This window comes from Bacillus sp. EB106-04-02-XG92 (assembly GCF_058791995.1).
Map to the genome: position 1 here is coordinate 45,045 of NZ_JBYTEA010000008.1, position 23,309 is coordinate 68,353.

Genomic DNA, 23,309 nt, shown 5'->3' on the forward strand with positions numbered 1-23,309 from the left:
TTTTATAAGAATTTTAATAAAATTATAAAAAGTCAGTCTTCATAGGGTGAAATGAGGAGAAGATAATCTATGCGTACAGAAGAAATTAATTTGAAACAGATCATTGAAATGAATATGCTATATGAAACTTTACTCAATGAGCTCGATATCGGGATTCATATTATTAATGAGGAAAGTAAAACGATTATCTACAACCGCAAAATGATGGAAATTGAATCAATGGAACGCTCAGATGTGCTATATAAAAGTCCTTTAGAAGTCTTTGCATTTGAAGAAAATAAAAATAGTACTCTTATAGAGGCATTAAAATTAGGAAAAACAAACAAAAATATAAAACAAACGTATTTTAACAATAAAGGGCAAGAAATTACGACGATTAACAATACTTTCCCTATAATAGAAAATGGAAAAATTAAAGGCGCTATTGAAATTTCAACAGAGATTAGCCATTCCAAACAAACGATGAAAACGGGCCCTGCTCGAAAAATAAATAACAAGTTTACCTTTGATCACATAATCGGGGATTCTAGCGCTATTCAATCCGTCATTACAGAAGCGAAAAGAGTCATTCGCACATCTTCATCCATACTTCTCGTAGGGGAAACAGGGACCGGTAAAGAACTATTTGCACAAAGTATCCATAATGAAAGCCAGCGTTCAGGCAAACCGTTTATTTCACAAAACTGTGCCGCTATACCTGATACACTCATGGAAAGCCTATTATTTGGTACGAACCGAGGTGCATTTACAGGAGCTATCGATAAAGCTGGTTTATTTGAAGAAGCGAACGGAGGAACTTTGTTATTAGATGAGATCAATTCGTTAAGTCCAGCACTTCAAGCAAAGTTGCTGCGAGCTATACAAGAAAAAACAATACGAAGAGTCGGAGGCACACAAGAAAAAGAAATTGACGTTCGCATTATAGCAACTATGAATGAAGACCCTCTTGAAGCTATTACACACAATCGATTACGGGAAGACTTATATTACCGATTAAGCGTCGTTACTTTATGTCTCCCGCCTTTACGCGAACGGAAAGAAGATATTCCCGATCTTGTTCAGCACTTTATCGAAAAGTACAATATTCAATTTGGACTTAGCGTAACAGATATAGATGTACATGTAAGAGAATTCTTGTATGCATATGATTGGCCCGGAAACGTACGAGAATTGGAACATATCATTGAAGGTTCGATGAACTTGGTTGAAGATGAAAATATCATTACAGCGTTTCATCTTCCCACTCGCTTTCGCGAACGAATAAAAAAAGAATTCAATCTGCAACCTTCCCTAACTAATAACGATACTGATGCACCTAAAACGTTAAAGCACACAATAGAAGCAATGGAAAAGAACTACATCAATCAAATTCTAAAAGAATATCACGGTAATATCTCACAAGCTGCAAAGTTTTTAGGGTTAAGTAGACAAAACTTACAATATCGAATTAAAAAACTACATTTACACATATGAAATGAAACTTGAATCAGTGGATTACTAGCCCTCACCAATTCGACTTTTATTGCTTGTTAATGCAGCATAAATCTGCTTTAACATACAAATAAACATTTGGTAAAATATGCTATAATAAACATATAACATACTAGAAAGGAACGATGTATATGAGTAATGATAAAAGATTAAAATTGTTACAATACTTAGCCTTCTTCCCTACCCTTCTATGTATGATGCTACTCATTAATATGAATACCTATCCTTATGCAAAGCTATTAGCAACAATTAGCGGCTCCTTTGCAGCTATTATGCTTGCTGCTTTTTGGAATTTGAAGATACGGATGAAGAAAGAGAAATCTTCTTAAACCGACAAAGTTAATTATCTTATTTAAACACGAGATGTTTACTACTCTCATGTTTTTTTCTTTATATTCCCTCTACCTCAAAACTTAATTTAAAATTGATTATATACAGACTAAAGCAGGCGGTATTATGATGACGATCGCTGCTATTGGTGGATTTATTTGTATTTCTGTTATTTACTTATTACCAGGTGTTTTATTATTAATCGGAGGATTAATGGGGATTTTCCGAAAAGATAAAACGACTGCATCAGCATAAAAAAAGCACTCACAGGAGTGCTTTTTTTCATATCCATATCTTTTAAAACTCAACATTCTCCAAATACAAACCACTCGCCTCAGCAAGGCAATTAATCTGATTACGTTGTTTCGACTCTAAAATGTGCGGAATTGCTCCTGCATCTAATTGTTCTAATCCAACTTCAATTAATGCTCCAACAATTTTTCGCACCATGTTATGAAGGAATCCGTTACCACTTACTCTAATTTGTACGAATCCTGCCTCTTCCATCACTTCAAGTGTATATATTTCTCGAACCATAGACTTTTTCTTTGATTTCGCATTTGAAAATGCAGTAAAGTCATGTGAACCAACTAAATGTTTCGCAGCTTCTTTCATGCTTTTCACATTTAATTTTTTATTCACATGCATGCTGTATTTACGCATAAATGGATTTGTATGCTCTTCATTCCAAATCTTATAAAGATATGTTTTTGCTTTAGAATTGTAACGAGCATGGAAGCGGTCTTGTACTTCTTCTACGTTCGTAATGCTAATATCATTTGGTAAATATTGATTCAAATATTTTTTCACTTTATGTTCCACTAACTTCTCATCACTTTGAAAGTTAGCAACTTGATTCAAAGCATGCACACCAGCGTCTGTTCTACTGCAACCGATAATTTCAATTTCTTTTCCGACCATTTCAGATATAACACTTTCGATTTTTCCTTGAATCGTATTATCGTTATTACCGAGACGTTGCCATCCTTTAAAACGTGCACCATCGTACTGAATCGTTAATTTATAATTATTCATTTTACTCTCCTTCATAGAAAATATTCCCTCATATCGTGAGGGAATATGAATAAACTCTACTTTCTAACAAGCTTCACTACATTTTCTACATGAGCTGTATGCGGGAACATATCAACTGGTTGCACATACTCCACTTCATAACTCTTCATTAATGCTTGTACATCACGAGCTAATGAAGAAGGATTACAAGATACGTAAACAACTTGTTTCGGCTTCACCTTTAAAATTGTTTCCAGTAATTTATCATCGCAACCTGTACGAGGTGGATCGACAACAATTACATCTGGACGCCATCCTTCTTTTACCCATTTCGGTAACCATTGTTCAGCTTTACCTGCTTCATATCTTGTATTTGTAAACCCGTGACGCTTCGCATTTTTTCTTGCATCTGCAATCGCTTCTGGAATTACATCCATACCACGTACTTCCGCTGCATCATTTGCAAGCCAAAGACCGATTGTACCAACGCCACAATACGCATCTACAATTTTCTCATTGCCTGTTAAAGCAGCGGCTTTTTTCGCTTCATTGTATAAAACAACCGTTTGTTCTGGATTCAACTGGAAGAATGCACGTGCTGATAATTCAAATGATAAATCACCAAGCGTTTCTTGAATTACTTCTTTTCCAGCTAATTTAAATGTTTTATCACCGAAAATAACAGATGTTTTACGCCAGTTTACATTTTGCATAATTGATTTAACAGCTGGCATCTGTTTTTGTACTTCTGCGATAAATTGCTCTTTATTTGGCAATTCTTCTTTTGTTGTAATAAGTGTAACTTGTACTTCCCCTGTTTGCACTGCAGTACGTGTCACAATTGTACGTACTAAACCTTTTTGCTTTTTCTCATTATAAATAGAAAAATTTAACTTTTCTAATATACGTCTTACAACTTTTGTCGCTTCATTCGTTGCTTTATGTTGAATCATACAATGAGCAATATCAATTAACTGATGTGAGTTTTGTTTATACAGCCCTGTAATAACCTTTTCGTCTTTACGTCCCACTTGTAGTTGACTCTTATTACGATAATGCCATGGATTTTCCATACCAAGCGTTGGACGAATTTTCTCTTCTAAACTGTTGTTCATATACTTCTCAAATGCTTGTACAACGATATCACGCTTTTGATTTAATTGTTCTTTATAATCTAAATGTTGCAATTGGCAACCGCCGCACTCTTCATATACTGGACATGGCGCTTTCACACGATGTGGTGAAGCTTTACGAACTTTTTTCACTTTCGCTTCAGCGAAACCACGCTGAATTTTCGTTGTTTCAGCAACAACTTCTTCTCCTGGTAATGCCCCTGGAATGAAAACAACTTGTCTCTTAAAATAACCAACGCCTTCTCCGTTAATCCCAAGACGTTTAATTGTCACAGGAAACGTTTGACCAACTTCCAACTTACTCTCATGTTGCTTTTGTATCATTATTACACCTCTACTCTATACTTTTCCATAAATATAACGCTGCATAACTGCAGTATGGTTCACACTCTTGTTTCACTTTTTCTAAAAATGCATCATCAGGTTTATCATCTAATTGAAATACACCTTGTACTGCACGCTGAATCCCAATGTCCGCTTTCGGAAACATATTTTTCCGTCCAAGCCCAAACATTAAAAAATTTTGCACTGTCCATGTACCAATCCCCCTAATTGGTAACAGTTGTGCTGAAACCTCTTCTTCCGCCCTGGTTTCTATACTCGCTAAATTTAATGTACCGCTGACAATACTTCTACCTAATCCTACTATATATTCAGCTTTTCGCTGACTAAACTTCTGCTCTCTCAATCCCTCTATTGAAATGTTTGCTACTCTTTCTGGAGTTGGGAAAAAGAATACACCATTCTTCTCTGTTCCATATCGTTTCACAAACTGTTCTGTTAACACAGTAGCAAATTTCAAATTTATTTGTTGATGAATGATACAGCGAAGAAGACAAGCAAAATAATCAAATTCTAAAATAATTGGAGTATACGCATATGTTTCAAATAGTGGACGTAATGATGTGTTTAAAAAATGATTTTGTATATCTTGAAACGGTTCATTCCAATGAAAAATGGCCCTCATTCGTTTCATGACTTTCTCTGGATTTCCTGTCTGACTAGAAATCCAAAACTGTGGATTTTGAACAGTACCAATCCCTTGCAGACGAACAACAATCTGTTCCTCATCTATCCAAAGCGGGACATAAATAACTTTCTCATCTAATTGAATGACGTTAAGAGGATCAAAAGATAAACGTTTTAACACTTCTTCAAAATGATACGGATACTCTAACGTAACATGTTCGCTCCACATACGTTTCCCCATCCTTTTTACACATCATTATAGCATGAGAAAACCGCAAGCATACATGCTTACGGTTGATTGCTTTTTACTAAGTCATCTAGACTTTTAAAATCATACCCTTTCTCGCGCAAATCATCAATGATTTTTGCAAGTGCTTCTGCATTATCTTTTGATATTGCATGAAGTAATAAAATAGATCCTGGATGAATCATCGTCATTACATTATTATGGGCATATTGCCATCCTCTTTGTTCATCCACTTTCCAATCCAAAAATGCAAGTGACCAAAATACATTATAATAGCCCATTTCTTTCGTAAGAGCTAACGTTCTTTCACTGAATACGCCGCGCGGAGGACGTACATATTTTACTTCTTTTTGCCCAGTTACTTTCTTAATTTCTTCCGTTACACTCGTTAATTCTTGACGAAGTTTCTCATCATTTACCGCTGTGAAATCAGGATGGCTCCACGAATGGTTTCCAATAATGTGTCCTTCATCTTTCATTCTTAACAATAAATCTTTTTGTGTTTTAATGTAATGCCCCGTTACAAAGAAAGTTGCTGGTACTTTTTTCTCTTTTAATACGTCTAAGATTTTCCCTGTGTATCCATTCTCATATCCATTATCGAATGTTAAATAAATATCTTTTTTCTTTGTATCCCCTAAATAAAACCCACCATTTTTTTGTAGCAAATCTGTATATAACTTTCCTGCATCTGGTACTGTTTCATTTTTAGGGCGTGGGATTCCCCAGCTATGTGGAGTATTTGTATAAGCTAATGCCGAAACTGGAACAAGTGCCATCATAATTGAAAAAATGAGACCGATATATAACCATTTATATTTCATAAATAGTCTCCTTTCCATATATAATCGTACTTGTAGTTTCTGTTGCCACACATCCTTTCATGCTGAACATGTTTTTCTATATATACCAAAAAAATGCATCTCGAATGATTCGAGATGCATTTTTGTTTACTTAAATACTGGCTCTTTAAAGCTAGCTAATTTTTCAAGTGATGTTTTATCAACATCTGCATGTAAGCTATTACCGTGAGAATCCATCGTTACAACTGCTTTAAATCCTTCGATACGTAAATGCCACATTGCCTCTGGAATACCAAACTGTAAGAAATCAACATCTTTTACTTCTTTAATACATTCAGCATAGTATTGTGCTGCACCGCCAATTGCATTTAAATATACACCACCGTGCTCTTCTAAAGCCGCTAATGTTTTCGCACCCATACCACCTTTTCCAATGACAGCGCGAATACCGAATTTCTTCATAATATCGCCTTGGTACGGTTCTTCACGAATACTTGTCGTTGGACCTGCCGCTTTAATTTGCCAGTTTTCATTTTCATCTTTCACGACAACTGGACCACAGTGATAAATAACTTGCCCATTTAAATCTACTGGACAATCGTTATCCATTAAATGCTTATGAATTGCATCACGACCTGTATACATCATGCCATTAATTGTTACAACATCACCAACGCGAAGTTCACGAATTTGCTCTTCTGTAATTGGTGCTTGTAATACAATCTCACGTTGTTCTGTTTTTTCTTGTGCTTCTTGCTCCAGTGTATCTTCACCTTCTTGATATAACCAATCCATAATTTCACCTGTTTCAGGATGGATTGTTACTCCAAGGCGGCGGTATGCCCAGCAATTATACGCCACAGATACGTAGAAACTAGCTGGCAGACGGTTATACACGCCAATTTTACACCCAAGTAAAGTTGTTTCTCCGCCAAATCCCATCGTACCAATACCAAGCTTATTCGCATTTTCTAATACGTACTCTTCAAGTTGTTGTAACTCTGGGATTGGATTGACATCATCTAATGTACGGAATAATTGATTTTTTGCTAATTCGTAACCTGATGTGCGGTCTCCCCCGATACCAACACCAATTACACCTGCACTACATCCTTGACCTTGTGCTTGATATACTGCATGAAGAAGGCATTTACGAATCCCTTCTAAATCACGACCAGCTCGTCCAAGTCCTTCTAGTTCACATGGTAAACTATACTGAATATTTTTATTCTCACAGCCACCACCCTTTAGGATTAAACGTGCATCAATATAATCTTTTTCCCATTGTTCAAACTTAATAACCGGTGTACCTGGTCCTAAATTATTTCCACTATTGTCTCCAAAAAGAGAATCAACAGAATTGGGACGAAGTTTACCATCTTTTGTCGCCCGCTCAAGCGCATTATAGATAGCTTCCTTCAACTTTAATTGATTCACACCAACTGGTGTATAAATTTTAAACGTTGGCATCCCTGTATCTTGGCAAATTGGCGAGATGTTATCATCAGCCATTTTAATATTATTGGTAATTGTGCCAAGTGCCATCGCAGAACGAGTCCCTGCATTTTCTCGCTCTTTCGCTTGTTGAATCGCACGACGAACATCTTTCGGTAAGTTCGTTGACGTTTCAACAATTAGTTGATACATGCTTTCTTGAAGCTTTTCCATTGTTACTTCCCCCTCAATTGTGAACGCTACCAAAACGTTATGAGCTGAAAATTCCATTGTTATGCTCTTTAGCTTTTATTTATTTCACGCTATTAAAGCATAAATGAAATTTTTCACAACTTGATTATACCTCTTTTTCTATCGTCCTTCTATTATCCGCACAGAAAAAGGCTACCAAATTAGAATTGGCAGCCTTTTTAATATATTATTCGTCTTTTTTAAATTGCTCACATTTTAATTCTAGTTCATCTAGCATTGCAAGAAGACGATCTACATCTTCTAATTCTACTTCTTCAGGTTCAATTGTATCAATTACTTCAATGAACATATTTAAACGTTCTTTTAAATATACTAATTGTGTGTCTTTATCTTGAATTGCTTTTCCCATGAAGGCACTCTCCTTTTAATTCGAGTTGCTTTTATTATACCGCAAAAATGATTGCTATGGGTATGTAAATTCATCAATATTGTCACATTCATTCATTTAAATGTAAGCCCTCTCTCTTTTTTCACAAAAAAGTTTCACTTTATAAAAAGCGCATATTCTTCTATTATAGAGGATGGACAAATTGTTATTTCAATAGTCAAAGGAGTATTTCATATGACGATATCACAAAAAATGAAGCCGATTACTCCTTCTTACGATCCATGGGAAGCGTATATGGACCTTGAAGAGTACGGCAAACTACTATTAACAAATGTTGAGTTTACAACAACGACGTTATGCAATATGCGCTGTGAGCATTGCGCTGTTGGTTACACGTTACAGCCGAAAGACCCGAATCCGCTTCCGATGGATCTTTTATTAAAACGATTAGATGAGATTCCTCATTTACGTTCTTTAAGTATTACTGGCGGAGAACCTATGCTTTCAAAAAAATCCGTCGACAACTATGTAACACCACTCTTAAAATACGCCCATGAACGAGGCGTTCGCACTCAAATCAACTCAAACTTAACTATAGATTTAGCACGTTACGAACAAATTATTCCCTATTTAGACGTATTGCATATATCTCATAACTGGGGAACAATTGACGACTTCGTTGAAGGCGGATTTGCAATGATGGAGCGTAAACCTACGTATGAACAACGTGCAAAATTATTTGAACGTATGATCACAAATAGTAAAGCTCTATCAGATGCAGGTGTACTCGTATCAGCCGAAACGATGCTGAATAAACGAACTCTACCACACATTGAACATATTCATCGTCAAATCGTTGACGAAATGGGATGTAAACGTCATGAGGTTCACCCAATGTATCCAAGTGACTTCGCGAGTAATCTAGAGATTTTAACGAAAGCTGAAATTCGTGATGCAATTGAGCATTTACTAGAAATTCGCGATGAAAATGTATGGATGTTATTTGGAACTTTACCTTTCTATGCTTGTAGCGATGATGAGCGAGACATTTCCACATTAAAAAAATTACAAGAGAGCAAAAACGTCACTGTTCGTAACGATCCAGATGGCCGTTCTCGTTTAAATGTAAATATTTTTGATGGAAATATTATTGTGACGGACTTTGGTGATGTTCCACTTCTAGGTAACATTCAAACAAATACGTTACAAGAAGCGTATGAAAAATGGAGCGCTTCAAAAACAGCAAAATCATTAAGCTGTCACTGTCCTGCAGTAAAATGTCTTGGACCGAATGTTCTTGTAAAAAACAGCTACTATCCAACCGAAGATTTCTTATCAAAAACAGCAAATATTACATTATAAAAAAACGTCAGCTTATAAGCTGACGTTTTTTATATTATTGCGAATGAGAAGAAGAAATGAATTTAAAATATAAATGATCATGAATTGGAATAGCAGCTCCAATTCCTTGAGATGTAATATTTTTTACAACAAGTCTTTTTTGATTTCCTTTTAATACGAGGTATACTTCTCCAAAGGTTACTTTTCCTTTTTCATTTACTGCTGGTGTATAAGCATATAAATATCCAAGTTGACTCGGACTAATATTATACACTCGCTCATGTCCTGTACCATAACCAATAGTCGTTTTAAATGAAAGTGGCAATTGTACTTTTTCAAGCGCTTTGAGAAGCATCATTTTTTTCACATCTGCTGCATCTTTCATATCTGCTGTTAAATCGCCTTCAACCGTCTTTTGTGTTTCTTGCTTATAGCGTAGTGGATATAGGCGATCTCCTCCGCGATTATCGTACACATTGCGATTTACTTGTTTATATTCCCAATTAACCGATGTATCAATCGATTCATAATGTAAAGCCCATTGCCCTAAATAAATCTTCGCTCGGTACCCTACCGCAAGCGGCGCATTCGAAATTGTCGTTTCATTAAACATTCGAATTAAGTCCGGATTTTCAATTTTAATATTTGCTGTTTTTAATAATTCTTGAGCAAATTTACTCGGCTGTAAACGAGGTAAATCTTGCGCATCATTTGGAAACGTATTGTCTTTAGAAATATTTAAAACAGATGAAGGCATTTTTGTTTCTACCGTTGTCTTTGCAAAGCCACTGTTAGGAAATAATAAAATAAACGAGACCATAGTTGAAAGACATATGCTGTATACTCGTTTCACCTGTCTGGCTCCTTCCTACGTAAAGGTATATATACTACTTCGTTTATTGTTTTCCCTGAGCACAATTGTTATGCCTATTTTTCATAATAAATAAAAACCAATTCCCATAATGACATACGCCGCTAATAATGTACCGCCTTCAAACCAGTTTGTATCTCCGTCATTTGAAATCGCAATCGTTAAGAAAACAGCTGTAATCATAGAAACAAGTTCTGGTATTGTAAATACTAAAGGCATCCTTTGCGTGAAGAACATAGAAAGCAGTACTAATACAGGAGCAACAAACATGGCAATTTGTAACGTAGAACCTATCGCAATCTCAACTGCAATATTTACTTTATTTTTATACGCCATAATAATTGCAGATGCATGTTCCGCTGCATTCCCAACAATTGCAACGATAATAACCCCTATAAATAATTCTGACCAACCAAATGATTTTGCAACTGTCTCAAATGTATGCACGAGCGCCTCTGACACATAAGCGACCGCAATTGTCGCTATTGCTAAAATGAGTAGTGCTTTCCCTTTCGACCACTCTGGTTCTTCCTCATGAGCGATTTCATCACTTTTATGCTGATATACACCACGGTGCGTAACTAACTTAAATAGCAATGCAGCAAGGTACATAATAATCATAATAATTGAAACACCAATACTTAATTGATATGTCTTTCCAGCATCCATCTTCATTGAAAAAATCTCTGGAATAACGAAAGCTACTACTACAGCAAAGATTAATAAAGCTGAATTATGCCTTGCATCATACACATTAAAACTTTGTCTTTTATATTTAAGTCCCCCTACAAAGAAGGAAAGTCCTCCTACTAATAATAAATTTCCAAGTACAGAACCCGTTAAAGAAGCTAACACGACTTCAATTAACCCTGCCTGAAGTGCAAAAATCGAAATGATTAGTTCAACAGCATTACCGAAAGTAGCATTTAACAATCCGCCTATTCTAGGTCCAGAAACAATTGCCAAACTTTCTGTCGCTCTGCCCATAAAGCCCGCTAATGCGATAATCGTAATGCAATACACAGCGAACATAATTGTTTGAGGCCAATGAAGCGTTTTCCCAAGCACAGAAAGGGGTACACCTATAAGCGCTACTATAAGAAATATTTTATTAAACATGCTTTTCATCCTTCCATCGTATGTATTTCTCCTCGATATTATTATTATTCTTCTCCTAACTTGTCCGATTTCATCACAATTACGTTTAAAAAATCGAATTGAAGAAAACAGTATGAAAGATATTCAAATTATCTCGTTTAAACAGAGAAAACAATAAATTATGAACAGGGGTTAAAAACATGCATTTAAAAGAAAAAATTGAAACGATTATTTGTGGTCAACGAACTGGTGTATTATCTACTGTACGTGAAAATAAACCTCATAGCGCTTTTATGATGTTTTTCCACGAAGATTTTGTGTTATATGTTGCAACAGATCGGAAATCAAAAAAGATAACAGATATTGAAAACAATCCAAATGTACATGTACTACTTGGCCGTGAAGGAAAAAAATTAGATGAAGATTATATTGAACTGGAAGGCTTAGCCTCCATCGAGGAAGACTCCACATTAAAAAACAAGTTCTGGAATAATAGCTTAAAACGTTGGTTACTTGGTCCTGAAGACCCTAATTACGTATTAATAAAAATCAATCCTGACACAATTTATTACATCGATGGTGCTGGTACGACGGAGCCCGAGTTTTTACGACTATAAAACAAAACAAGCCCCCTTTAGGTGGGCTTGTTTTGTCGAAAAGTTCTTCTGAAAAAAACAATAAAATAGGTGGAACTTTCTAAAGATTCTGTTATATAATAGCAGTAACTTAAATAAACTGTATTAAAACAGATTGAGAGGAGAAATAAAATTGATGAAAAGAGAAGAACGCAAAAACATGATTGAGTTTATTGAAAAGAAAAAAGGGATTGAGCGTGACGAATTATTATTTATGACAGACGATGAAGTAGAACATATTTATAATGTAACGTACTTTTTGTATGAGGAAATTGCAGAGTAGTATAATAATCCCCACCTTATTAGCAATATAAGGTGGGGATTATTTCGTTATTTATTCCGCTATTTGCAAGGCGGTAAAATCCCACTGATTAAAGTTTCACTTTATACGTGAGAATGGTTTTCATGTATAATAATGTAAGATTGGAGGAATTTTACTATGAGTTCATGGCTCTTGTTCGCACTATTATCAGCAATTGCTGCTGCCCTTGTATCTATTTTCGGAAAGATTGGTTTAGATGGAATCGATGCCAATGTCGCGACAACGGTTCGTTCTATTATTATGGCATTATTTATGGTAGGCGTTATTATTATCCAAGGTAAATTTCAAAATATTGGCGACGTACTGCTAAATAAAAAAGCACTGCTCTTTATCACATTAAGCGGGGTTGCAGGTGCTTCGTCATGGCTATTTTATTTTCTTGCCCTCAAAACGGGGAAAGTTTCACAAGTGGCTCCTGTCGATAAATTAAGCGTCGTATTTTCTATCATTCTAGCGATGATTATACTCGGTGAAAAGTTAAACTTTATGAGTGGCATTGGTGTAGTCTTTATTACAGCCGGTGTACTATTTATTGCTTTCAGCTAAAAAAACCGCTACTCGCGGTTTTTCTTTTTCTTTATGTAAAACCATACGACACATGTAACAACTACTGAAATGGATATAATCCATATTCCATAATGATGCAAACTATACTCAACGAAACGCCACTTCTCTCCTAACTTCCAGCCAAGCCCAATAAAAACACTTATCCAAATAAACGCACCACCGTAAGCGTACAAACAAAAACGCCAAAGTGTTAAATTCGACACCCCAGCAAAATATGCTGTTAAATGGCGTACTCCTGGGATAAAGTAACCAATTATTAAAAGAAATGGGCCATATTTTTCAAATAAAATATGTGTTTTTTCAATGTGATGTTCCTTAATTCTAATTTTCGGCCCATATTTTTTTAAAACAGGGAGCCCAAGTTTTAAACCTAATATATAGCTTAATGTAATACCTAACATCGCACCAGCCATCCCACTTAAAAACGCAGCAGATCCTGACATAACGCCTTTTGAAACGTTATAACCAACGAAGGTCAATAAAAACTCGTCTGGTATTGGTAATCCAACAATCCCGCCAGCTAAAGCTATAATAATTCCAAAATACCCATAATGTGCGATTAACTCGCCAATATGTTGTTCCATTCGGAAGACACATCCTATGCACGATCGTTATTCCACATTGTGCCCTTTCTATCTTTTAGACAAACATGGTATACATATTCACTATACATTGTTTTTATAATGAACTCTACTTCTATCCATTCCTTTAGCGGGACGAAAGTAAACAATTAATCAGTAGAGATTTATTCATTCTCACTAATCTTTAGCACACATCAATCATGCGCCCATCCTTCACCCACTTCCCTTGTATTTACCGATTTTTAAAGTGCTAGTCTTACTATCCACAAATAGCAGGATTAAAAAATAAAAATTCATATGCTTGTTTTTTTGTTACAATAAAGGAAAGTTACTTTTCGCAACGGTTTAACTCTCAGGAAAAATGATATACCTAGCAAAAACATAGTTTGGTCGATATAATGCAACTTCTACCTATTAAAAGAACATGCACCCTTTACATACAACATCATTTTTCTAAATTATACAGGGGGAACGAACATGACCATTGAAAATCAATTTATCCAAAAAGTTTATTATAAAACATTTTTAACAGAAGAAACTTCTACTCCAGTATCAGAAGTACTCGGTGAAGCATATATAAATGAATCTACCAATGAATTCTCCAATATTTCTAATATCCGCTTTGCTCAAGGTGAATTTTATTACCAAAATAAAGACTTTGAAGCAGCAATATTTAAATGGGAGAAAGTAAATAACGAACTTGCACTTTGGGCAACCAAAAATATTGCAGATTCTTATTTTGAACTAGGATTCTTGCCAAAGGCAGAAGAAATATATCAATCTATCCAAACGGAAGATACAACTCTTACAATGGAAGTTTCCTTACAACTTCTTTCTCTTTACATCGAACAAGATCGTTTAGGTCTAGCATTTAAGACGATTAGTGAGGCTGTTGCATTCCAACCCGACTATCCAAATATTACTTCCATTGCTCGCTCATTCTATGAAAAACAAGCAGATTGGAATAATGCCATTGAACTTGCCGTTCAAGAAGGAATTCGAACAAAATCATTACACTGGTTCGACACTTTAATCAATTATGTGAATCAAGGATTTACGAAACAAATTAAACCAGAATATTTCTATGAATCTTTAAAAGCTCTATATACAATTGATCAAGTCCAATTTAAAGAACTTGTTATTGCTCTTTGGAACAGCTATCAAAATGAAACGTTACATCTATCTTGGATTCAAACAATAAATCATTTATTCTTACATATTGAAACAGACAACAATGACGATTGGCATGAAATTGTTGAACGCTACCAAGATACGTACTTTGAATTAATTACTGGTGAACATTTCATGCATGAAATGCAAGGTCTTGTACCTGATTTATTAACAAATTGGTTTAGTTTAACGAAAGCAAAAGATGCCCTATTTGTCTCTGCTGCAGTGTTAGCGTGGAATGAAGTTTCACCTACAACGTTAGAGTCATTACTCGTAAAAAGTGCGGGAGCCCTCCTCTCTAATTCAACAGCTGAAACAAATGTAAATATGGAAACCGTTTCTCATTTATTCGAAACAATTGCTGTATGGGCTGAAAAAAATGATGTAGATTTAAGTCATCAATTTACGTTACTCGTTCATGAACTATGTGATTTAAATGTTACACAATTGCTAATAGTAGGAACTAGTGACCATGATAAATCATCATTCGTCAATTCAATATTAGGAGAGAACATCTTAACTGAGACTGTAACAACTCCTATTCTATTTAAAGATGATAGCCAAACTGAAATAACAGAATTCACTGCGTTAGATGTGCACAATATACCGAACTTTGATGAATTCCATCAAATAATGGCTACGCCTTCCGAATCAGAGCTTGAGAAAAAATGTATAGAAATTAAATTACCAAGTAGATTTTTAAGAAAAAATAAGTTTGCATTTCTTGTTACGCCATCTGTTCAAGGACAAGTGGATAAAAACAGCTCATACTTTGAATACTTACAAGCAGCAGATAGCCTTATTTACGTATTAAATTCAGCTTCACCATTACACGGTGAAGAGCTTGATACATTACTTTATTTACGTGAACAAGTACCAAACTTACAAATCCATTTCGTATTACACACAAATAGTGCGGACAATAATGAAAAACTAATGAGTAAGATGAAAATCCATTTCCCAAATGCGCAGTTCTTCCCATACTCTCCTTCACAAGAGAGTAGCCAGCAACTTGGAGATGTTACAGAGTCTATTCTTTCTAATCTAGCAGGACGCGACATAGAACAAGAACGTATAGAAAAACTAATATGGTTTACTCAAAAGACAATCGCATACCTTGTAAATGAACGTGTGGAATTAGAAAACACATTAGTGAAATCAGTACGCTGGAATAAACATATCTCAGTAAAACTAAACGGATTTATTAACAATCTTACTGCTCTTGAAAAAGATAAAATTCGTTCTATTACAGAATCTTATCTTTTAACGAAAGAAGAAATCACACGAGACATCCATTCTCAAATTCCTGAATTATTGCAGAGCTGTTCTGACCTTGTTCAAGAAGATAGTGACTTCAAATTAGTTCATGAAGAATTAAATGCTGCGATGAACGAACGAATTCAAAAACATGTACAGCAAGTGCTTCTTCCTAAATTTACTGGATTTATTCAAGAGTGGATTGAAACAGCGCATAATGAATTTATTCAAGCTCAATCTTATTTAGATGAAATGAGTGAAACGTTTAATAAATTATATAAAGAAGAACGTATGAAACTTCCTTGCGATTTCAAATTACTAGATGATTGGAATCGAGATGTTGTACGTATGACAAATAGAATTACAGTATCGAACATCAATATTTTATTACGCTTTACACCGACACAATTTTTCTTAAAGAGTGCGGGAAAACTATTTGGTAACATGCAAAAAAATCAATCTATGCTCGCAAACAAATATAAACAATATATTGAAACGGAAGATTATACGGAAATTGCTCAAACAATCTCAAAACAATTCTTCCTTCAATTTGAAGTATTCGAAGGTGCATTAGAACGAGATATCATGATGTTCTTTAAAGATCCACTTAGCATCCTGAAACAAAATGTAGAATCAGCTCAACTTGAAATACAGGAAGACGAGCAAACATTAGCAACGTTAAGAAGCAACCCAGAAACTTATCACGATCCGTTAGCATTCTTTAAACTTCAACTATTGCAGCACAAATTTGTTTTAAGTACGAATAAAAATAATGAAGATGCCTATGAATTTAATGAGTCTCCTACGATTTAACATAAAAAACCAAGCAAACTAAAATTTGCTTGGTTTTTTACATTAATTCATTATTTTCATATGTTCAAATGGATAATAAATTGCCGCTAATTCGCCTAATACATCTGCTTTATCAATAAGTCCTAAACCATTTCTACTATCTCTGCTTATTAAGCGATTATCTCCCATAACAAAAATCTTATTTTTAGGAACTGTAATCGGTCCAAAGTCTTCTGTTAAATTCATAAGTTTTTTTTCAGCTTGTTTTCTATTACTATACAAATATGCTTCCTCTATCACTTCATGATTCACATATAATTGATCATTTCTCACCTCAATGACATCGCCAGGCAAACCAATAACCCTTTTCACATAAAAATTATCCGTCTTCACAACAATAATATCTTCTCTCCCATAACTTTCAAATTGCTTTGCCAACTTGTTTACAATCACCTTATCCCCATCTTGCAACGTTGGCTTCATGGACGCTCCTTTTACAGTCGTAGGAAAAAACACAAAAATTTTCGCTAAAAATACCAACAAACATGCAATTGCAATTGTTCCAAAGAATTCACGCAAACGTTTTTTCTTTTGCATCATTCCACCATCTCATCGTCTTTTTACTTTTATTATAAGGACTACAACTGTATGATTTCCACAAAATTCCGAATTATAAAATCGCAATATTAAAAACTTAAAAATAACTCTCCTCGTAAAGTGAAACTTTAATCAGTGGGGTTTTCTTCATCCCCCACTGATTATTAGTTGAACCAATCGGACTTTTATAAATTTCCTATTTTAAATACTATACTCTATATTTATTTTACTATTTGTGGGCAGTAAAACTACCTTCTCAAAATTCGGCTGGAGGAAAATAGTAAAAAAGATACTCTTCAAATATTCTATCCACTATTCGAAGAGTATCTTTTTATATTCCCACATATACAATACACATTTGAGCCGCTACATATGTAAACCAAATCCAAAGTGGCTCATACTTTAATTTGCGCCCTCCAATATCTGTCACGCCTATAATAAAATCAGAAATGACAAATAGTAAGCCACCAAAAGCTGGTATCCACCATATTCCTGTATTCTCATAGTATAAGGCGAACGCAAAGCAAGCCATTCCTCCAACCCACAGTCCGTAAATTAAAGCTCCTATCGTAAACAATTTATCTTGTTTCTCATTTCGGATAAAGAAGAACCAACCTATAATAAGAAAGAGTCCGTATACGAGTAAACCAATCCAAAAACCATTCCATGAAATGCCTGTTTGCAAAAATGCTTTTACGTAAAAACAATGCGCAAGCGCAAAAGTAATCATCCCTCCAATTAACCTGTGACCAATTGGAATCAAACCTGCCATAAATAAATCTCCTACAGTTGATAACGTCATACCTAGTGCAACCCACGTACTATACTCCACTGATGGATCTTGTAACCATATCGAAATTGCACTTGCTGTTAACGAAAAACTAAGAATAAGACGCACCGCTAACGGTAACGGCATATTCTTTCTTGTCTTTTTTGTCTGTCCTACCGCGTACATTGCACCAATTAAAAAAAGAATGATTTGTCCGATTAACACCATGTAAAGTAGATTCATAACATGTTCTCCTCAATAAATGCTTTTTGTATCCTTTTTCGTTACACCTAGTCTATTATCCTTTTTCTACATAAAAAAAGAAGAACAGTACTGTTCTTCCATTGTAATCGTTTTCTCGTTGTCTATGCTACTTGTTTTTCTTGCTCTATTTTTTGCTTAGCTGGCGTCCGATTCACTACGATAATTCCCGCAGCTACACAAACTAAACCGAATAGTACGAATGAATGAATTGCTTCTCCTAAAATCATGCTCGATAATAATACACCAAATACGGGTATAAAGAACATGTACATTGATACTTTTCCAACCTTATTATACTTCATAATTGTATTCCAAATGCAAAATCCTGCTGCGGATAAGAAAGATAAGTACATAAGCATAAATATTGCATGTACACTAAATGTAAATGGCATAACTCCAACTTGCAAAGCTCCTATACATAATAACCCGATAGAACCAAAAATCATTTGGTATGCTGTCATATAGCCAACATCTAATGTTTTACTACCTTCTTTCGCCAATATGTTTCCATATGAATACAACATTGCTGCACTAAGAAGTAATAAACTACCGATCCCGAAATCGAATGACAAACTACCATCATTCGGTACATTTACTAAAATGACACCACAAAAGCCGATAGAGACCCCCATTATTTTTCTCATATTGAGAGCATCATCTTTATATAGAAAGTGAGCAAGTAAAATTTGAAAGAATGATGATGTTCCTGAAATGATAGCTCCTTCAATACCAGAACTATAACTCATTCCAATATAAAAACATATATATTGAAGAAATGTTTGAAATAAACCAATTTGTACTAATTGCTTTCCCGTTCCTTTTTTGAAGCTCATATCTTTTCCTAACACTTTAAAAAATAATAAGAGCATGACTCCAGATAAAAAGAAACGATAACCAGCAAATAATATTTGCTCTCCAACTTCTTGTGGCTGAATTCCAAGTTCAGCATAACTTAATTTAATAAATGGGAATGCGCTCCCCCATAAAAAAGTTGCTACTATTGCAGCAATAAATACGCCAATCGGATGAGTAAAAAATTTCTCTGTCTTCACTTGTTGTCTTCCTTTCCGATCTTTTTATGAACAGTATTCATATATACCAAAGGAATTGAGAAAACACAAGTTTTCAGTTTATACGCAAACAAAAACATATCATCCAGCGAAAACATATGCTATACTATAGAATAATTACAACATAATAACTATTAAAATCAGATTCAACAGAAATGCTGCTATCCATTATGGATGGCAGCTTTCGTCGTTTTATAGGGGTTTCGATTTTGATTATTTTTCTCAATAAGAATTTGGAAGGAGCGAGTAGTAATGAACTCAGAAGTAAAAACATTACAAGTACAAAGGTCTATTTCTCATCCCTCTTTATGGGATACATTAAAAAAAAATCATGAACTTATATTTGCAATCGCATCTGGTATTTTCATTTTAGCTGGTTGGTTATTCACAAAGAACGATGTAATGAATGTAGGCATTACTTGCTATATCCTTGCTTATATAGTTGGTGGATATGCAAAAGCGAAAGAAGGTATTGAAGATACAATTGAAGAGAAAGAGCTGAATGTCGAAATGCTTATGCTCTTTGCTGCTATCGGTGCTGCACTCATTGGCTACTGGGCAGAAGGCGCGATTTTAATCTTCATCTTCGCACTAAGCGGTGCGATGGAATCTTATACATTAAGTAAAAGTCAAAAGGAAATTTCAGCGCTTCTTGATCTACAACCTGAAGAAGCATTACGTATTTCAAATGGAACTGAAGAACGTGTTCCTGTTGGACGATTACAAATTAACGACATTATTTTAATTAAGCCAGGTGAACGCGTTCCTGCTGACGGTACGATTCATAGCGGTGAAACAAATATCGATGAGGCAGCGATTACTGGTGAACCTATCCCAAATGAAAAAAAACATGGCGATGAAGTATTTGCTGGTACTGTAAATTTACGCGGTGCTATCGAAGTTACAATTACGAAGCCGAGCGATCAAACATTATTCCAAAAGATTATCCGTCTCGTCCAAAGTGCACAAAGTGAAAAATCACCATCACAACTATTCATTGAAAAGTTTGAAGGAACATATGTAAAAGGTGTACTACTCGTTGTTGCGCTTATGATGTTCGTTCCTCATTTCTTACTGGATTGGAGCTGGAATGAAACATTTTATCGCGCTATGATCTTACTTGTAGTCGCATCTCCTTGTGCACTCGTTGCTGCCATTACACCAGCAACGTTATCTGCAATTTCTAACGGCGCAAGAAACGGAATTCTTTTTAAAGGTGGCATTCATTTAGAACGCCTCGCTTCTGTAAAAGCGATTGCCTTTGATAAAACAGGAACATTAACAGAAGGAAAACCTACCGTAACAGATGTATATGTTCGAGAAAATATGACTGAAAAAGAAGTACTTTCTATTACAGCGGCAATTGAAAGTCACTCTACACATCCTTTAGCTGCATCTATCGTGAAATATGCGCAACACGCGCATGACATTACATTACAAAAACCAGAAAATGTTGAAGATGTAACTGGTTTTGGGCTAAAAGGAATATTCGAAAACAAGGCTTATAAAATAGGTAAGTCTGATTTTATCGGTGAAGAAACAAAGACATTTCATAATGGTATTTCTGCCTCACTTGAAAAGGAAGGTAAAACTGTCGTTTATATTAGTGATGAAGATGGCATTCTTGGACTTATCGCTTTAAAAGATACACTTCGCCAAGAAACAATAGCTGCTATTCGCGAATTACAAAGCATCGGTGTCGAGGCCATTATGATTACTGGAGATAATGAAGAAACGGCAAAAGCTATTGCCTCTGAAAGTAATATAAAGGAATATTACGCATCATGCTTACCAGAAACAAAGGTTGAAACGATTAAAAAGCTAAAAGAAAAATACGGGACAGTAGCAATGGTCGGAGATGGTATAAATGATGCCCCTGCACTCGCTACTGCTAGCATTGGTGTAGCAATGGGGGAAGGAACAGACGTAGCTTTAGAAACTGCAGACGTTGTACTTATGAAGAACGAATTATCTCGACTTTCCCAAGCAATCCGTTTATCAAAACGAATGAACCGTATTGTAAAGCAAAACGTAATCTTTTCACTAGCTGTAATTGCAATGCTGATTTGTTCAAACTTCTTGCAATTTTTAGTTCTTCCATTCGGTGTTATTGGGCATGAAGGAAGTACAATTCTTGTCATTTTGAATGGCTTACGATTATTAAAAGGAAACAAATAAAGTGAAACTTTAATCAGTGGGGGTTTTCTTCATCCCCCACTGATTATCAGCCCTCACCAATCGGACTTTTATGGGCAGCCCGACCCCCACCTAACTTCTTTGCTTTCGCTGAATTTTGAGGTGGGGGTCTTACTGCCCATTAAAAAAAACGGGTCCCTCATAGAGGACCCGTTTTTTTTAATGGTAGCTATTATGTCCGTTCGCACTACTACTCGTTTTATGCTTAGGATGCGAACTGCTCTTTTGTTTATTGTTATTTTTATTGTTGTGATTCTTTTTATTATTACTCATGAAATATCCCCCCTATTCCCTATTATTATGGAACAAAAGGTCATTTTTCATTACGGGAATTATTGTCACCCGTTCTATAATGATGGAGTAAACCATTAATTTCACCGCCAAGTAAAATTACCCATCCAGTTAAGTAAAACCATAACATTAAAATAATAATACCACCGAGACCACCATATGTATTGGCGTAATTCGCAAACTTATCTACATAATACGCAAATAAGTACGATACCACAATCCATCCTACAGTAGCAAATGTCGCTCCTGAAATGACTTCTCTTCTTTTTAACTTTCGATCTGGTGCAAATGTATATAAAAAACTAAACAATGCAAATAACACGAAGAAACTCGCTACTAACCGCGTAATACTCCACACGTAAGAAAAACTATCTGATAAACCAATTGCTTTAAATACCGCTGCTCCAATGACTTGTCCAAACACTGGAACAATTAGCGCAAACACAATCATAAAAATGATTGCTAACGTAAACACAATAGATAAAGCTCTCGTTTTAATAAAGGAACGTGTTTCTGTTACATCATACGCACGGTTAAAAGCATTCATAACCGCATTTACCCCGTTTGAAGCAAACCATAGCATCGATAATAAACCAAATGATAATAAACCACCATTTTGCTCATTAACAACTTTATCAACGTTTACTTCAATTAAAGACATTGCATCTTCGGGTACGTATGGTTCTAATAAGTTGAGCACACTTTCTGTTTGAAGGTCAATGAATCCAAGAAGCGTAATTAAGAAAACAAGCCCAGGAAAAATCGCAAGCAAGAAGAAATAAGCGAGCTGTGCTGCCAAGCCCGCTACATCATCGCGCATCGTTCGATCATACAAATCTTTACCAAACGAATAAGTACGATGTCTCCTCACCTTTTCTAAAATTTTTCTCATATATGTTTAAACGCTTTTCTTCTCTTCTTTATCTTGCTTTAACTCAATGTACGCTTCAGTTTTTTTTTCCTCTGCATTTGAGTCTTTCATAAATAGTTCACGCGCTTCTTTCATACCGCCATCTTCAGCAACTACTGGCTCTTCCTCTGCTTTCAGCTCATCTACCTTTGTAGATACAGCTTGAATTTCAATCGTTTCTGGCTTCTCTGCTGGCTCAACCTTTTTCTTACTAAAAATTTCTTTTGTTTCTTTTAACGTCTCTACAACAGATGGCGTCAATTTTTTAATTTCTGCTACTTTCGCTTTCACTACATTTAAATCAGCAAGTTCGCGTCCTTTATCTGTAACAGTTTGCACTTTTTCTTTGATCTTTGCATTTTCACCAATTTCAATCATCTTTGTTTTTGCTTTTTCCGCCGTATTTTTTACTTTTTCACGGTTTTCTTTCTTCAACATAGATACAGCTACACCTGCAGCTACACCAATCGCAATGTTTCGAGCAATATTATTTTTCTTCGCCATATTCCTTCACCCTTTCATTTCTTATGTTAGAAAGTATTTCTTTCTAAGCTTC

The 23,309-nt window shown here is 35.2% G+C and carries 23 protein-coding genes; 9 read left to right on the top strand and 14 right to left on the bottom strand.

Annotated elements, in window-relative coordinates:
• Positions 1-69 precede the first annotated feature (69 nt).
• From AC3WVA_RS19735 to AC3WVA_RS19745, 3 genes are all read left to right on the top strand, one after another.
• A complete protein-coding gene (locus AC3WVA_RS19735; RefSeq protein WP_098346050.1) occupies positions 70-1,473 on the top strand; it encodes a sigma-54 interaction domain-containing protein in 1,404 nt (467 codons plus the stop codon).
• A gap of 149 nt (positions 1,474-1,622) precedes the next feature.
• Entirely contained in the window at positions 1,623-1,820 is a 198-nt protein-coding gene (locus AC3WVA_RS19740) for a hypothetical protein (protein ID WP_048527886.1), read from the top strand.
• A 127-nt stretch (positions 1,821-1,947) separates the two neighbouring features.
• Positions 1,948-2,076: a hypothetical protein gene (locus tag AC3WVA_RS19745; RefSeq protein WP_267876739.1), complete on the top strand. Its 129-nt coding sequence runs from the start codon at positions 1,948-1,950 to the stop codon at positions 2,074-2,076.
• A 42-nt stretch (positions 2,077-2,118) separates the two neighbouring features.
• Here the strand turns inward: AC3WVA_RS19745 and truA are convergent, their stop codons facing one another.
• From truA to AC3WVA_RS19775, 6 genes are all read right to left on the bottom strand, one after another.
• Entirely contained in the window at positions 2,119-2,856 is a 738-nt protein-coding gene (truA, locus tag AC3WVA_RS19750; protein WP_098346049.1) for a tRNA pseudouridine(38-40) synthase TruA, read from the bottom strand.
• A 56-nt stretch (positions 2,857-2,912) separates the two neighbouring features.
• Positions 2,913-4,292 (bottom strand): 23S rRNA (uracil(1939)-C(5))-methyltransferase RlmD, encoded by a 1,380-nt coding sequence (gene rlmD, locus AC3WVA_RS19755; RefSeq protein ID WP_492322108.1) that lies wholly within the window; start codon positions 4,290-4,292, stop codon positions 2,913-2,915.
• Positions 4,293-4,302: 10 nt separating this feature from the next.
• The gene (locus tag AC3WVA_RS19760) at positions 4,303-5,166 is read right to left on the bottom strand and encodes a DNA-3-methyladenine glycosylase family protein (protein ID WP_098346047.1); all 864 of its coding nucleotides are present in this window, start codon (positions 5,164-5,166) and stop codon (positions 4,303-4,305) included.
• Positions 5,167-5,225: 59 nt separating this feature from the next.
• Entirely contained in the window at positions 5,226-6,008 is a 783-nt protein-coding gene (gene pdaA / locus AC3WVA_RS19765) for a delta-lactam-biosynthetic de-N-acetylase (protein ID WP_098346046.1), read from the bottom strand.
• 126 nt (positions 6,009-6,134) lie between these two features.
• Positions 6,135-7,655 carry a class I fumarate hydratase gene (gene fumA, locus AC3WVA_RS19770; protein ID WP_095210993.1) on the bottom strand — a complete coding sequence of 507 codons (1,521 nt, stop codon included), beginning with the start codon at positions 7,653-7,655 and terminating at the stop codon, positions 6,135-6,137.
• Positions 7,656-7,860: 205 nt separating this feature from the next.
• The gene (locus AC3WVA_RS19775; RefSeq protein WP_000513558.1) at positions 7,861-8,043 is read right to left on the bottom strand and encodes an SE1561 family protein; all 183 of its coding nucleotides are present in this window, start codon (positions 8,041-8,043) and stop codon (positions 7,861-7,863) included.
• A gap of 213 nt (positions 8,044-8,256) precedes the next feature.
• On the opposite strand from AC3WVA_RS19775, the gene yfkAB reads away from it, so the two are divergent.
• On the top strand, positions 8,257-9,384 hold the full coding sequence (gene yfkAB / locus AC3WVA_RS19780; RefSeq protein ID WP_098346045.1) for a radical SAM/CxCxxxxC motif protein YfkAB: 1,128 nt from the start codon (positions 8,257-8,259) through the stop codon (positions 9,382-9,384).
• Positions 9,385-9,418: 34 nt separating this feature from the next.
• On the opposite strand, the gene AC3WVA_RS19785 is transcribed toward yfkAB, so the two are convergent.
• Both AC3WVA_RS19785 and cax read right to left on the bottom strand, forming a co-directional pair.
• Entirely contained in the window at positions 9,419-10,216 is a 798-nt protein-coding gene (locus tag AC3WVA_RS19785; RefSeq protein WP_001992424.1) for a YfkD famly protein, read from the bottom strand.
• Between the two features lie 81 nt (positions 10,217-10,297).
• Positions 10,298-11,353 (bottom strand): calcium/proton exchanger, encoded by a 1,056-nt coding sequence (gene cax / locus AC3WVA_RS19790; protein WP_141539558.1) that lies wholly within the window; start codon positions 11,351-11,353, stop codon positions 10,298-10,300.
• A 179-nt stretch (positions 11,354-11,532) separates the two neighbouring features.
• Here cax and AC3WVA_RS19795 point away from each other — a divergent pair, with 179 nt between their 5' ends.
• The 3 genes from AC3WVA_RS19795 (at position 11,533) to AC3WVA_RS19805 (ending at position 12,835) form a co-directional block, all read left to right on the top strand.
• Entirely contained in the window at positions 11,533-11,949 is a 417-nt protein-coding gene (locus AC3WVA_RS19795; RefSeq protein WP_048527894.1) for a pyridoxamine 5'-phosphate oxidase family protein, read from the top strand.
• A 154-nt stretch (positions 11,950-12,103) separates the two neighbouring features.
• The gene (locus tag AC3WVA_RS19800) at positions 12,104-12,250 is read left to right on the top strand and encodes a BH0509 family protein (protein WP_000817786.1); all 147 of its coding nucleotides are present in this window, start codon (positions 12,104-12,106) and stop codon (positions 12,248-12,250) included.
• Between the two features lie 156 nt (positions 12,251-12,406).
• The gene (locus AC3WVA_RS19805; RefSeq protein ID WP_098346043.1) at positions 12,407-12,835 is read left to right on the top strand and encodes an EamA family transporter; all 429 of its coding nucleotides are present in this window, start codon (positions 12,407-12,409) and stop codon (positions 12,833-12,835) included.
• Between the two features lie 8 nt (positions 12,836-12,843).
• Here the strand turns inward: AC3WVA_RS19805 and AC3WVA_RS19810 are convergent, their stop codons facing one another.
• Positions 12,844-13,440 carry a DedA family protein gene (locus AC3WVA_RS19810; RefSeq protein ID WP_098346042.1) on the bottom strand — a complete coding sequence of 199 codons (597 nt, stop codon included), beginning with the start codon at positions 13,438-13,440 and terminating at the stop codon, positions 12,844-12,846.
• 474 nt (positions 13,441-13,914) lie between these two features.
• Between AC3WVA_RS19810 and AC3WVA_RS19815 the strand changes: the two genes are divergently transcribed.
• Entirely contained in the window at positions 13,915-16,677 is a 2,763-nt protein-coding gene (locus tag AC3WVA_RS19815) for a tetratricopeptide repeat protein (protein ID WP_492322109.1), read from the top strand.
• A gap of 42 nt (positions 16,678-16,719) precedes the next feature.
• On the opposite strand, the gene lepB is transcribed toward AC3WVA_RS19815, so the two are convergent.
• The 3 genes from lepB to AC3WVA_RS19830 all read right to left on the bottom strand — a co-directional run bounded on the left by lepB (position 16,720) and on the right by AC3WVA_RS19830 (position 19,338).
• A complete protein-coding gene (lepB, locus tag AC3WVA_RS19820; protein ID WP_098668588.1) occupies positions 16,720-17,256 on the bottom strand; it encodes a signal peptidase I in 537 nt (178 codons plus the stop codon).
• A 328-nt stretch (positions 17,257-17,584) separates the two neighbouring features.
• Entirely contained in the window at positions 17,585-18,265 is a 681-nt protein-coding gene (locus tag AC3WVA_RS19825) for a lysoplasmalogenase (protein WP_417902091.1), read from the bottom strand.
• Between the two features lie 122 nt (positions 18,266-18,387).
• A complete protein-coding gene (locus tag AC3WVA_RS19830; protein ID WP_492322110.1) occupies positions 18,388-19,338 on the bottom strand; it encodes a DMT family transporter in 951 nt (316 codons plus the stop codon).
• 270 nt (positions 19,339-19,608) lie between these two features.
• Between AC3WVA_RS19830 and AC3WVA_RS19835 the strand changes: the two genes are divergently transcribed.
• Positions 19,609-21,534, top strand: a complete 1,926-nt coding sequence (locus tag AC3WVA_RS19835; RefSeq protein ID WP_195756132.1) for a heavy metal translocating P-type ATPase — start codon at positions 19,609-19,611, stop codon at positions 21,532-21,534.
• A gap of 331 nt (positions 21,535-21,865) precedes the next feature.
• Here AC3WVA_RS19835 and AC3WVA_RS19840 read toward each other — a convergent pair whose 3' ends face one another.
• Positions 21,866-22,735 carry a YihY/virulence factor BrkB family protein gene (locus AC3WVA_RS19840; protein ID WP_349302779.1) on the bottom strand — a complete coding sequence of 290 codons (870 nt, stop codon included), beginning with the start codon at positions 22,733-22,735 and terminating at the stop codon, positions 21,866-21,868.
• Between the two features lie 6 nt (positions 22,736-22,741).
• Positions 22,742-23,257, bottom strand: coding sequence for a DUF4075 domain-containing protein (locus AC3WVA_RS19845; RefSeq protein ID WP_071757074.1), 516 nt, complete (start codon positions 23,255-23,257; stop codon positions 22,742-22,744).
• Positions 23,258-23,309 lie beyond the last annotated feature (52 nt).

Bases quoted from the DNA above. Each gene is read 5' to 3' on its own strand.
- AC3WVA_RS19735 (WP_098346050.1), top strand. From the start codon at position 70: ATGCGTACAGAAGAAATTAATTTGAAACAGATCATTGAAATGAATATG.
- AC3WVA_RS19740 (WP_048527886.1), top strand. From the start codon at position 1,623: ATGAGTAATGATAAAAGATTAAAATTGTTACAATACTTAGCCTTCTTC.
- AC3WVA_RS19745 (WP_267876739.1), top strand. From the start codon at position 1,948: ATGATGACGATCGCTGCTATTGGTGGATTTATTTGTATTTCTGTTATT.
- truA (WP_098346049.1), bottom strand. From the start codon at position 2,856: ATGAATAATTATAAATTAACGATTCAGTACGATGGTGCACGTTTTAAA.
- rlmD (WP_492322108.1), bottom strand. From the start codon at position 4,292: ATGATACAAAAGCAACATGAGAGTAAGTTGGAAGTTGGTCAAACGTTT.
- AC3WVA_RS19760 (WP_098346047.1), bottom strand. From the start codon at position 5,166: ATGTGGAGCGAACATGTTACGTTAGAGTATCCGTATCATTTTGAAGAA.
- pdaA (WP_098346046.1), bottom strand. From the start codon at position 6,008: ATGAAATATAAATGGTTATATATCGGTCTCATTTTTTCAATTATGATG.
- fumA (WP_095210993.1), bottom strand. From the start codon at position 7,655: ATGGAAAAGCTTCAAGAAAGCATGTATCAACTAATTGTTGAAACGTCA.
- AC3WVA_RS19775 (WP_000513558.1), bottom strand. From the start codon at position 8,043: ATGGGAAAAGCAATTCAAGATAAAGACACACAATTAGTATATTTAAAA.
- yfkAB (WP_098346045.1), top strand. From the start codon at position 8,257: ATGACGATATCACAAAAAATGAAGCCGATTACTCCTTCTTACGATCCA.
- cax (WP_141539558.1), bottom strand. From the start codon at position 11,353: ATGTTTAATAAAATATTTCTTATAGTAGCGCTTATAGGTGTACCCCTT.
- AC3WVA_RS19795 (WP_048527894.1), top strand. From the start codon at position 11,533: ATGCATTTAAAAGAAAAAATTGAAACGATTATTTGTGGTCAACGAACT.
- AC3WVA_RS19800 (WP_000817786.1), top strand. From the start codon at position 12,104: ATGAAAAGAGAAGAACGCAAAAACATGATTGAGTTTATTGAAAAGAAA.
- AC3WVA_RS19805 (WP_098346043.1), top strand. From the start codon at position 12,407: ATGAGTTCATGGCTCTTGTTCGCACTATTATCAGCAATTGCTGCTGCC.
- AC3WVA_RS19810 (WP_098346042.1), bottom strand. From the start codon at position 13,440: ATGGAACAACATATTGGCGAGTTAATCGCACATTATGGGTATTTTGGA.
- AC3WVA_RS19815 (WP_492322109.1), top strand. From the start codon at position 13,915: ATGACCATTGAAAATCAATTTATCCAAAAAGTTTATTATAAAACATTT.
- lepB (WP_098668588.1), bottom strand. From the start codon at position 17,256: ATGATGCAAAAGAAAAAACGTTTGCGTGAATTCTTTGGAACAATTGCA.
- AC3WVA_RS19825 (WP_417902091.1), bottom strand. From the start codon at position 18,265: ATGAATCTACTTTACATGGTGTTAATCGGACAAATCATTCTTTTTTTA.
- AC3WVA_RS19835 (WP_195756132.1), top strand. From the start codon at position 19,609: ATGAACTCAGAAGTAAAAACATTACAAGTACAAAGGTCTATTTCTCAT.
- AC3WVA_RS19840 (WP_349302779.1), bottom strand. From the start codon at position 22,735: ATGAGAAAAATTTTAGAAAAGGTGAGGAGACATCGTACTTATTCGTTT.
- AC3WVA_RS19845 (WP_071757074.1), bottom strand. From the start codon at position 23,257: ATGGCGAAGAAAAATAATATTGCTCGAAACATTGCGATTGGTGTAGCT.